General features: G+C 71.7%; 9 protein-coding genes and 1 tRNA gene. 5 read left to right on the top strand and 5 right to left on the bottom strand.

Annotation, left to right across the window (positions count from 1 at the left end; genetic code table 11):
• Positions 1-128: 128 nt before the first annotated feature.
• On the bottom strand, positions 129-866 hold the full coding sequence (locus ACZ5XS_RS21980; RefSeq protein ID WP_468653748.1) for a hypothetical protein: 738 nt from the start codon (positions 864-866) through the stop codon (positions 129-131).
• 47 nt (positions 867-913) lie between these two features.
• Here ACZ5XS_RS21980 and ACZ5XS_RS21975 point away from each other — a divergent pair, with 47 nt between their 5' ends.
• Positions 914-1,102, top strand: a complete 189-nt coding sequence (locus tag ACZ5XS_RS21975) for a DUF5703 family protein (RefSeq protein WP_005485166.1) — start codon at positions 914-916, stop codon at positions 1,100-1,102.
• Between the two features lie 100 nt (positions 1,103-1,202).
• Here the strand turns inward: ACZ5XS_RS21975 and ACZ5XS_RS21970 are convergent, their stop codons facing one another.
• The 3 genes from ACZ5XS_RS21970 to ACZ5XS_RS21960 form a co-directional block, all read right to left on the bottom strand.
• On the bottom strand, positions 1,203-2,000 hold the full coding sequence (locus tag ACZ5XS_RS21970) for a chaplin (RefSeq protein ID WP_468653747.1): 798 nt from the start codon (positions 1,998-2,000) through the stop codon (positions 1,203-1,205).
• A 227-nt stretch (positions 2,001-2,227) separates the two neighbouring features.
• Positions 2,228-2,461, bottom strand: coding sequence for a chaplin ChpH (chpH, locus tag ACZ5XS_RS21965; RefSeq protein WP_468653745.1), 234 nt, complete (start codon positions 2,459-2,461; stop codon positions 2,228-2,230).
• Positions 2,462-2,618: 157 nt separating this feature from the next.
• Positions 2,619-3,944 (bottom strand): M20/M25/M40 family metallo-hydrolase, encoded by a 1,326-nt coding sequence (locus ACZ5XS_RS21960; RefSeq protein WP_468653743.1) that lies wholly within the window; start codon positions 3,942-3,944, stop codon positions 2,619-2,621.
• A gap of 213 nt (positions 3,945-4,157) precedes the next feature.
• Between ACZ5XS_RS21960 and ACZ5XS_RS21955 the strand changes: the two genes are divergently transcribed.
• The 4 genes from ACZ5XS_RS21955 (at position 4,158) to ACZ5XS_RS21940 (ending at position 10,211) form a co-directional block, all read left to right on the top strand.
• A tRNA-Leu gene (locus tag ACZ5XS_RS21955) sits at positions 4,158-4,242 on the top strand.
• 275 nt (positions 4,243-4,517) lie between these two features.
• Complete coding sequence (locus ACZ5XS_RS21950) at positions 4,518-8,390, top strand: Pls/PosA family non-ribosomal peptide synthetase (protein WP_468653741.1); 3,873 nt, start codon at positions 4,518-4,520, stop codon at positions 8,388-8,390.
• A gap of 89 nt (positions 8,391-8,479) precedes the next feature.
• A complete protein-coding gene (locus tag ACZ5XS_RS21945) occupies positions 8,480-9,823 on the top strand; it encodes a M1 family metallopeptidase (protein ID WP_468653739.1) in 1,344 nt (447 codons plus the stop codon).
• 4 nt (positions 9,824-9,827) lie between these two features.
• The gene (locus ACZ5XS_RS21940; RefSeq protein ID WP_468653737.1) at positions 9,828-10,211 is read left to right on the top strand and encodes a YchJ family protein; all 384 of its coding nucleotides are present in this window, start codon (positions 9,828-9,830) and stop codon (positions 10,209-10,211) included.
• A gap of 26 nt (positions 10,212-10,237) precedes the next feature.
• On the opposite strand, the gene ACZ5XS_RS21935 is transcribed toward ACZ5XS_RS21940, so the two are convergent.
• Positions 10,238-10,939: a FadR/GntR family transcriptional regulator gene (locus ACZ5XS_RS21935; protein WP_468653735.1), complete on the bottom strand. Its 702-nt coding sequence runs from the start codon at positions 10,937-10,939 to the stop codon at positions 10,238-10,240.
• Positions 10,940-11,005: the final 66 nt, after the last annotated feature.

Raw genomic sequence — 11,005 nt, 5'->3', positions numbered from 1 at the left:
CCGCGGAGTCTCGAGGTCCTTTCACCCCCCACCCCACGGGAACACCCCGGTGGTTGCCGCGGGAAACCCCCCCCCCCCCCCCCCCCCCCCCCGCCGTGGTCACGGACGGTCTCGCGGCGAGGGGGCGCTCAGCGGCCCGCTGAGCGATCCGCGTCCAGCCGCTCCAGATCCCCGTCCCCGGCCGCTTCGTCGATCTCGGCGACGTCTTCCACGGCACCGTCGTCCCCGTCGTCCTCGTCGTCGTCTTCGTCGTCGATGTCATCCGCGTCGTCGTCGAAGACCGCGCTGACGTCGAAGCGGCACACCACCCGCTGCGGGTCGACCTGCTCGAACGGCGCCTCCAGCCACTCGCCGGGCACGGCCGTCTCGTCCGCCGCCGTCACCCAGAGGGTGGAGTCGCCCTCCTCCAGACCGAAGTCCTTGTGCCGGGAGGCGATCTCGTCCGCCTCGAACTCGCCGAACAGGATGCCGAGCGCCCCGTGCACCGTGCCGGAGGCTTCCCCGCTCTCGTCGTAGTCCGCCGCCTCGACCCGCTCGGCCTGCGCCAGCAGCCGCTGGGGCTCCACCACGGTGTAGTCGCGGCGGATCAGCACACTGAGGGCGTTCGGCTCCTCGGGGCCGATGTACGGCGGCAGCGAGTCGTCCGCGCCGGGGATCTCGAAGGGCGTGACCTCGTCATAGCGGTCGTAGAGCAGTTCGTCGTACGCCTCCGCGGCGGCGGCCAGCTGGTTGAACGCCTCGTAGACGGCCGGGTCGTCCTCACCCGACCGGCGTTCGACCGCGGCCAGGTGGCGGTCGAGCGCGGTCTTGACCGCCTCGGCGGCGGCGCGTACCTCGGCAGCGGTGGGCTGCGCAGCATCAGACATAGTGCAGACGCTATCCGTACCCGACCCCAGACCGCACAATAGATGCGATGCCGGAATACGAATTTGTCGACGTGTACGTACCGCGCGGGGTCTCCCGCAAAGACGCCACACGTCTGCTGACGGACCATGCCGAGTACGGACACTGGGAGTTGGACCGCCTGAGCCTGCTGCGCGACGGCAGCCGCAGAGTGCGGCTGCGCCGGCGGATCATCCGCCAGGTTCGCGCCACGTGGTGATGTGAGGTGACGGAAACGGAGCGGGCCCACCGAGACCGGGCCCGCTCCGTTGTACGCACCGCCGGGGATGTTCGTGGTGCTTTGCACCCCCCGCCCCGGTCTATGCCGAGGCGCGCGCCTTGCGGTAGAGCAGCGCGCCCGCCAGCAGCGCGCCCGCGCCCGCGGGGAGCGCGAGGCCCATCGGCAGGTCACTGCCGGTGTCCGCGAGCTGGGCGGCGGCTCGCGGCTGGGTGAGGAACTGCGCCGCGGGCTGGTTGGCGTGCGAGGAGCCGCCCGGCGCCTCGTCGCCCGAGCCGGGCAGCGTGTTCGGGGCGCCGGGGCGACCCTGCTCCACCGGGTTGCCCGGCTGTCCGGAGCCGCCGGGCGGCGTCTCCTGACCGCTCCCCTGAGGCACGGTCCCGCCGGAACCGCCCCCGTTGGCACAGTCGTTGGCCGTGGTGGAGTTGCCGATGCCGATGACGTCGACGCTGTTGCCGCAGACGTTCACCGGTGCGTCGATCGGCACCTCGACGTGGTTGCCGGAGCCGACACCGGGCGAACCGCCGGTGTGCCCGCCCGCGTCCGAGCCGCCGGAGCCGGCGTGTCCGCCGTGTCCGCCGTGCCCGCCGGAGTCGGCGTGCCCACCGGACGAGCCGCTGCCGCCGCCGCTCTCGACACCGGTGTTGACGCACTTGTTGCCCATCGCCGGGTTGAGAAGCCCGACGACATTGACCGTGTTGCCGCAGACGTTCACCGGCGCGTGCACCGGCGCCTGCACCGAGTTGCCCGACAGCACGCCGGGCGAGTTCGTGCTCGCACCGCTCGCGCCCGAGTCCGCGTGCGCCGCGCCACCGGTCGCGGCGATCACGCCGGTGGCGGCGGCCATGGTCATCAGGCCTTTGCGGGTGACCTGTCGCATCGCTGAATCCCTGCTTTCGACCTTGTCCCGAATTCTGGAAGTTCGCATTCTCGACGGTCGAGTCCGCGGTCATCAAGTTCTCGAAGTCCGGTTCGGGCATTCGAGTTCCGACGTGCGCGTTCTCACCGTTCGAAAAGAATCGTTCCGAAAAGGCCGGTCGGCCCCGGAGCGCATGGCGCGCACTCCGAGGCCGACGGGCTCAGCCCCTCACGGGGCGAGGCACAACGTCAGTTGTTGACGCAGGTGTTGCCGAAGGCGGGGTTCAGCAGCCCGATCACGGAGACCGTGTTGCCGCAGACGTTCACGGGGATGTGAACGGGAACCTGGACGACGTTGCCGGAAAGGACACCCGGGGAGTGCACGGCCGCACCCTGGGCGCCCGAGTCGGCGACGGCCATGCCCGCGCCCGCGAGAACCAGACCACCCGTGGCAACGGCAGCGGCGACGATCTTCTTGATCATTATTCTCTCCTTGTTGGCAATGCGATCCCAAGTAGCGGATCGCATCACCAGTAACGAGGAGGGAGTAATGGAGCTACGAGCTTATCGTCGCATTCACTCTTCCCAGTAAATTTCGCACGCCCGAGCGAATACTGAAGTGTCGTTTCAGTGAGGCAATTCAGGACGCATCGATGAACCGGTCGAGCACCCGTACGCCGAACTGCAGCCCGTCCACCGGCACCCGCTCGTCGACACCGTGGAACATCCCGGCGAAGTCCAGCTCCGGCGGCAGCTTGAGCGGGGCGAAGCCGAAGCCCCGGATGCCGAGGTCGTCGAAGGACTTGGCGTCGGTCCCGCCGGAGAGCATGTAGGGAATCGCCTTCGCGGCCGGGTCCTCGGCGACCAGCGCCGACTGCATCGCCGCCACCAGCGCCCCGTCGAAGGTGGTCTCGACTGCCTTGTCCGCGTGCACGTCCTCGCGCCGCACCTTCGGCCCGAGGATCCGGTCGAGGTCGGCGAGGAACTCCTCCTCGTGGCCCGGCAGGAACCGCCCGTCGACGTGCGCGGTGGCCTCCCCCGGAATGACGTTGACCTTGTAGCCGGCGCCGAGCTGCGTGGGGTTGGCCGTGTTGCTCAGGGTCGCGCCGATCAGCTTGGCGATGCCGCCGAGCCGGGCGAGCGTCGACTCCATGTCCTCGGCGTCGAGCTCGACGCCGAGCGCGTCGCCGAGTTCGTCGAGGAAGGCCCGGGTGGTCTTGGTGACCCGCACCGGGAACGTGTGCCGCCCGATCCGCGCGACCGCCTCCGACAGCTCGGTGATGGCGTTGTCCCGGTGGATCATCGATCCGTGGCCCGCCGTGCCGGCCACGGTCAGCTTCATCCAGTGCATGCCCTTCTCGGCCGTCTGGATCAGATAGAGCCGCCGCTCCTCGCTCACCGTGAACGAGAACCCGCCCACCTCGCTGATCGCCTCGGTGACGCCCTCGAAGAGATCGGGATGGTTCTTGACGAGGTGCTTGGCACCGTACGTGCCGCCCGCCTCCTCGTCCGCGAGGAACGCGAGGACGATGTCCCGGGGCGGCTTGCGGCCGCTGCGCAGCCGGTCCCGTACGACCGCGAGGGTCATCGCGTCCATGTCCTTCATGTCGACGGCCCCGCGGCCCCACACGCACCCGTCCGCGACCTCGCCGGAGAAGGGGTGGTGGGTCCAGTCGGCCGCGTTGGCCGGTACGACGTCGGTGTGGCCGTGGATGAGCAGCGCGGGCCGGGACGGGTCCGCGCCCTCGATGCGGGCCACGGTGGACGCGCGGCCCGGGTGGGACTCGAAGATCCGCGGTTCGAGTCCCACCTCGGCGAGCTTCTCGGCGACGTACTCGGCCGCCTTGCGCTCCCCCGGGCCCGAGTTGTCCCCGTAGTTGCTGGTGTCGATCTGGATCAGCTCGCGGCAGAGGTCCACGACCTCGTCCTCGCCGGTGACGCCCCTGGCCGTGTCCGACTCGCTCACGCTGCTTCCTCCCACGCCTTCGCTGCTGGTGGTTCCCCCCGCATCCTCCTCCTCCCACGGCGCGCACCCCAAGACCGGTCCCGGCCCGTCACACGTCGTTCACGCCCGGCCGGGGGTGCGTCGGGGGGCGACGGGGGTGCCCCGGGGGCACTCGAAAAGCCTGGTAATGTTTCCTCCGTCGCCGCGAGGGAAACCCCGCACGACAGGCACCTTGTCCGGGTGGCGGAATGGCAGACGCGCTAGCTTGAGGTGCTAGTGCCCTTTATCGGGCGTGGGGGTTCAAGTCCCCCCTCGGACACACGAGATGAGCGAGGGTCGCGATCACTGGATCGCGGCCCTCGCTCGTTGTGTGGGCCATCTCTCCTCGGTCCGAAGATCACCAGGTCAGCGCCCCCGGACCCGCCCGGGCGACCCCCGGAAGGCCGTTCCGAAGTGGCCGACAGAAGGGGCCGAGCCTACCCTCGTACTAAAATTTCCGGCTTGTTACGGAACGGAGCTGGATCCGGACAACCCCAGGCAGACCTGCGGACCCGCCAGCACCCCGGATTTCCGGGATCGAGACGCGAGGGCCCGATGGCAGCCATACACGAGAGCAGTGCTCTCGGTCTGGACGAAGAGATCCGCGAACGGTTCGGCGACAGGGCACGTTTCTCCGGTGGGCCGGCGGCCTCGCCGCGCACGCTCGTCGACGTCTTCGACGCGTCCGTACGGTCGTATCCCGACGAAGTCGCCCTGGACGACGGGGCGACACGGCTCACCTACCGGCAGCTCGCCGCCGAGGTGGAACAGCTGCGGCGCGCGCTGGCCGGAGCCGGGGTCGGGCTGGGCGACCGGGTGGGGGTCCGGGTGCCGTCCGGCACCAACGAGCTGTACGTCGCGATTCTCGCCGTACTGGCCGCCGGGGCCGCCTATGTGCCCGTGGACGCCGAGGACCCGGACGAGCGGGCCGAGCTGGTGTTCGGGGAGGCTGAGGTGCGGGCCGTCGTCGGGGGCGGGCACGCGCTGACCGTGTTCTCCGAGAGCGACGTTCCCGCGGCCCGGCCCGGCACGGAGCACGACGCCTGGATCATCTTCACCTCCGGGTCCACCGGGAAGCCCAAGGGCGTCGCCGTCAGCCATCGCAGCGCCGCCGCGTTCGTGGACGCCGAGGCCGCGCTGTTCCTCACCGAGGATCCGATCGGGCCGGGGGACCGGGTCATGGCGGGGCTGTCGGTCGCGTTCGACGCGTCCTGCGAGGAGATGTGGCTGGCGTGGCGGTACGGGGCCTGCCTGGTGCCGGTGCCGCGTGCGCAGGTCAGGAGCGGTGCCGATCTCGGGCCCTGGCTGGTCGAGCAGGAGATCAGCGTGGTGTCGACCGTGCCGACGCTGGCCTCGCTGTGGGAGCCCGAGCACCTGAACGACGTACGGCTGCTGATCTTCGGCGGTGAGGCCTGCCCGCCGGAGCTGGTGCAGCGGCTGGTGACGGAGGGGCGCGAGGTCTGGAACACGTACGGGCCCACCGAGGCGACCGTCGTGGCCTGCGCGTCGCTGATGAGCGGTGCGGAGCCGATCAGGATCGGGCTGCCGCTGGACGGCTGGGAGCTGGCCGTCGTGGACGAGGCCGGGGAGCCCGTGCCGATGGGCGGCACGGGGCAGCTGGTGATCGGCGGGGTCGGGCTCGCGCGGTATCTCGACGCCGGGAAGGACGCGGAGAAGTACGCGCCCCTGGAGTCGCTGGGGTGGGAGCGGGCGTACCGGAGCGGGGACCTCGTCACGGCGGAGCCCGAGGGGCTGGTCTTCCTCGGGCGGGCCGACGAGCAGATCAAGCTCGGCGGGCGGCGCATCGAACTCGGTGAGGTGGACGCGGCCCTGCAGGCGCTGCCCGGGGTGGCGGGGGCCGCCGCCGCTGTGCGCACCGCCCGTAGCGGCAACCAGCTCCTCGTCGGCTATGTCGTCACCCAGGACGGCTGGGACCACGCGGCGGCCGTGGAGAAGCTGCGCGCCGAGCTGCCGGCCGCGCTGGTCCCGCTGCTCGCGCCGGTCGACGACCTGCCGACCCGGACGAGCGGCAAGGTCGACCGCAAGGCCCTGCCCTGGCCGCTGGAGGGGCTGGCGACCGGTGGCCCGGCCGAGCAGCTGTACGGCACCGAGGCCTGGCTCGCCGAGCAGTGGAGCGAGGTTCTCGGCATCCCCGTGGCGAGTGCGCGGGACGACTTCTTCGCGATCGGCGGCAGCAGCCTCGCCGCCGCCCAGCTGACCACGCGGCTGCGCAGCCGCTACCCGAGCGCCGCCGTCCTCGACATCTACCAGCAGCCCGTGCTGCGGAAGTTGGCGCGGCATCTGGAGAAGTCGGCGCAGGACGACGGCGCCGAGCGGACCGTCGCTCCGGTGCCGGTCCGCGCCCAGGTGGTCCAGCTCCTGGTGCTCCTCCCCCTGTTCACGCTGCTCGGGCTGCGCTGGAGTGTGGCGCTGGCCGCGCTCGGGAACCTGCTGCCCGCCTACTCCTGGCTGCCGAGCGCCCCTTGGTGGCTCGTCGGGGCCGGGGCGCTGCTGTTCTTCAGCCCGCCGGGACGGCTGGCGCTCGCGGCGGGCGGGGCCCGGTTGCTGCTGAGGGGGGTGCGGCCGGGGCGGTACCCGCGCGGTGGCAGCGTGCATCTTCGGCTCTGGTCCGCCGAGCGGCTGGCCGAGTTCAGCGGGGCGGGCTCGCTGACCGGGTCGTGGCTGGAGCGGTACGCGCGGGCGCTCGGCGCCAAGGTCGGTCCTGACGTGGACCTGCACTCGCTGCCGCCGGTCACCGGCATGCTCAGGCTGGGGCGGGGCGCGGCCGTGGAGTCCGAGGTGGACCTGTCCGGCTGGTGGCTGGACGGGGACCGGCTGGAGATCGGCCCGGTCAGGGTCGGCGGGCACGCCGTCGTCGGCACGCGCAGCATGCTCTTTCCCGGTGCCCGGGTCGGCAAGCGCGCCGAGGTGGCGCCCGGCTCGGCCGTCACCGGTCAGATCCCGACCGGGCAGCGCTGGGCGGGCGCTCCCGCGGTCAAGCTCGGCAAGGCCAAGCGGAACTGGCCGAAGGAACGGCCGGTGCGGGGCATGTACTGGCGCGTCCTGTACGGCGTGGCGGGCTTCGCACTGACGCTGCTGCCGGTGCTGGCGGGCCTGGTGGCACTGCTGGTGGCGCGCGTGTTCGTGGAATCGGGCGCCGGGCTCGGAGAAGCGCTCAAGGGTGCCGCGCTCGCCCTGGTCCCGGCGACGCTCGCCTTCGGGCTGGCGTACGCGCTGCTGCTCCTGACCGCCGTACGACTGCTGAGCCTTGGCCTGCGTGAGGGCACGCACCCCACCCACAGCCGGATCGGCTGGCAGGCCTGGACGGTCACGCAGCTGATGGACCGCTCGCGCGAGACGCTGTTCCCGCTGTACGCCGGGCTGGTCACGCCGGTGTGGCTGCGGCTGCTCGGCATGCGGATCGGGCGCGGTGCCGAGGTCTCGACGGTGCTCGCGCTGCCGAGCCTGACGACGGTCGGCGAGGGCGCGTTCCTGGCCGACGACACGCTGACCGCGCCGTACGAGCTCGGCGGCGGCTGGATGCGGATCGGGCGGGCGGAGATCGGGCGGCGGGCCTTCCTCGGGAACTCGGGGATGACCGGGCCGGGCCGGTCGGTGCCGGACGGCGGGCTGGTGGGTGTGCTGTCGGCGACGCCGAAGAAGGCGAAGAAGGGCAGCTCCTATCTGGGGCTGCCGCCGGTGAAGCTGCCCCGCTCGGCGGCGGGCGGTGACCAGAGCCGGACGTACGATCCGCCGGCGCGGCTGCTGTGGGCGCGCGGGCTGGTGGAGCTGTGCCGGATCGTGCCGGTGTTCTGCTCGGCGGGGATCGCCGTGCTGACGGTCGCGGCGCTGAGCGCGCTGAGCACCCTGGGTGCGTGGGCGCCGCTGCTGTCGGGGCTCGTGCTGCTCGGGGCCGGGATCGCGGCGGGGCTGCTGTCCGTCGTGGCGAAGTGGGCACTCGTGGGGCGGCACCGCAGCGGGGAGCACCCGCTGTGGAGCGGGTTCGTGTGGCGCAACGAGCTGGCGGACACCTTCGTCGAGGTCGTGGCCGTGCCGTGGCTGGCCGGTTCGGTGCCGGGTACGCCGGTGATGACGGCGTGGCTGCGCGGGCTCGGGGCACGGATCGGGCGGGGCGTGTGGGTGGAGAGCTACTGGCTGCCCGAGACGGACCTGGTGACGCTGGAGGACGCGGCGACGGTCAACCGGGGCTGCGTGCTCCAGACGCACCTCTTCCACGACCGGATCTTGCGGACGGATACTGTGGTCCTCCGTGAGGGCGCGACGCTGGGTCCTGGCGGCATCGTCCTGCCCGGCAGCACGGTCGGGGCCCGTACGACTCTGGGTCCGGCGTCGCTGGTGATGGCGTCGGAGTCCGTTCCCGACGACACCCGCTGGCTGGGCAATCCGATCGAGTCATGGCGTTCCTGAGGACGCCGCGCGGCTCGTCCGGGTCGGGGCCTGACGAGGACGGTGCACCGGCACGACGTCCGAGCACAGCGCAGGGAGCAGACGCAGCAGTGACCGTTCAGCAGGCAGTGGGTCCGGACCCGTACTTTCCGGCCAACGGCGATCCCCGTTACCGGGTGCACCGCTACGAGCTCGCGCTGGACTACCGCCCCGGCCCCAACCGGCTGTCCGGGACGGCCCGGATCAACGGCATAGCGGGACGGTCGCCGCTGGCGGAGTTCGTGTTGAATCTCGCCGACTTCAAGATCGGCCGGGTCCGGGTGGACGGCCGTCAGACGCACTACACCCACCGGGGCGGGCGGCTGCGGGTCCGCCCCGCGAAGCCGCTCCGCGCCGGGGCGGCCTTCACGGTGGAGGTGCACTGGTCGGGCAACCCCAGGCCGGTGACCAGCCCCTGGGGCGGGCTCGGCTGGGAGGAGCTGGCGGACGGGGCACTGGTGGCGAGCCAGCCGGTCGGGGCGCCGTCCTGGTACCCGTGCAACGACCGGCCCGCCGACAAGGCGTCGTACCAGATCTCGGTCACCACGCCGTCCGCGTACGCGGTGGTGGCGGGCGGGCGTCTGCTGACCCGCACGACGAAGGCCTCGACGACCACCTGGGTGTACGAGCAGTCCGCGCCGACGTCCAGCTATCTGGTCGGGCTGTCCATCGGCAAGTACCAGACGGTGCTGCTGGGCGATCCGGGCCTTGGCGGCGTCCCGCAGCACGGGCACATCCCGGCGCATCTGCTGCCCGAGTTCTCCCGGGACTTCGCGCGGCAGCCCCGGATGATGGACCTGTTCCAGGAGCTGTTCGGGCCGTACCCCTTCGACGAGTACGCGGTCGTGGTGACCGAGGAGGAACTCGACGTCCCCGTCGAGGCACAGGGGTTGTCGCTGTTCGGCGCCAACCACGTGGACGGGGCGCGGGGTTCGGAGCGGCTGGTCGCGCACGAGCTGGCCCACCAGTGGTTCGGCAACAGCGTGTCCATCGCCGACTGGCGGCACATCTGGCTGAACGAGGGGTTCGCCAAGTACGCCGAGTGGCTGTGGTCGGAGCGCTCGGGCGGCCGCACGGCCCACCAACTCGCCGCGACCGCCCACCGTCTGCTGTCCTCCCTCCCCCAGGATCTTCGGCTGTCGGACCCCGGCCGCAAGTCGATGTTCGACGACCGCCTCTACGAACGCGGCGGCCTCACCCTGCACGCGGTGCGGTGCGCGATGGGCGACCCCGACTTCTTCCGGATGCTGCGCGGGTGGGTCTCGCTGCACCGGGGCGGTGCGGTGAGCACGACGACGTTCACCGCGCACGTGGCCCGCTTCGCGCCCGAGCCGCTGGACGAGCTGTTCGAGGCGTGGGTGTACGGGGCGTCGTTGCCGCCCCTGCCCATGCCCGAGCGACGGGCTGCCGTCTAGCAGAATGACCGGCATGACCACGCGTTCCTGCCCGTGCGGGCTGCCTCAGGCGTACGACCAGTGCTGCGGCCGGTACCACTCCGGCGCCGCGGCGCCCACCGCGGAGGCGCTCATGCGGTCGCGGTACAGCGCCTTCGTGAAACGGGACGAGGCGTATCTGCTGCGGACCTGGCATCCGCGGACGCGGCCCGCGCGGGTCGAGTTCGATCCGGGGACGCGGTGGACCGGGCTGGACATCCTCGGCACGGGCGACGGATCCGCGTTCCACACCACCGGGACCGTGACCTTCCGCGCCTCGTTCCGGGGCGGGTCGCTGCACGAGCGGAGCCGGTTCGAGCGGGTGGACGGGGCCTGGGTGTACGTCGACGGGGAGTTCCTCGACCAGTGACGCGGACCCGGGGGGACCGGCGAGGCCTACGGCGCCAGGATGTCCAGTTCCTGCAGCGCGCCCACGGTGATCTCCCGGGTCAGGGCCTCCGCGCGGGTCGCGTCGCCCGCTCTGACCGCTTCGGCGACCTGGACGTGCAGGGTGACGGCGGCCGGGGCGGGGTCCTCGAACATGACCTCGTGGTGGGTGCGGCCGGCCAAAACCTCGGCGACGACGTCACCGAGACGGGCGAACATCTCGTTGCCGGAGGCGTTGAGGATGACGCGGTGGAAGGCGATGTCGTGGATCAGGTAGCCCTCGAGCTGGTGACCTCGTGAGTGCGCCACCATCCCCAGGGCGCACTCGGTGAGTTCGGCGCACTGGTCGGCCGTGGCGTACTTGGCGGCGAGGCCCGCGGCGATCGGTTCGACCGCGGAGCGCAGGACCGTGAGCGAGCGCAGCTGGCGGGGGCGGTCGGCGCCGGCCAGGCGCCAGCGGATGACCTGGGGGTCGTAGACGTTCCACTCTTTCGTGGGACGGACCGTCACGCCCACGCGGCGGCGGGACTCGACGAGGTGCATGGACTCCAGGACGCGGACCGCCTCGCGCATCACGGAACGTGAGACGTCGAAGCTCTGTGCCAGCTCGTCGGTGCGCAGGACACTGCCCGGCGGGTACTCGCCCGCGGTGATCGCGGGGCCGAGTGTCTCCAGTACACGGCCGTGCAGCCCGCGGCCCGATGTGCTCATGCACTCAGCGTACGGGGCACGTCACAGGACTAAAAAGTCAGACTTATTCGTCACAGGCTCTTGAAT

The sequence above is a fragment of the Streptomyces sp. NPDC033131 genome, assembly GCF_055578365.1.
The sequence above is the reverse complement of the archived record's forward strand: the minus strand, read 5'-3'. Positions and strand labels throughout refer to the sequence as shown.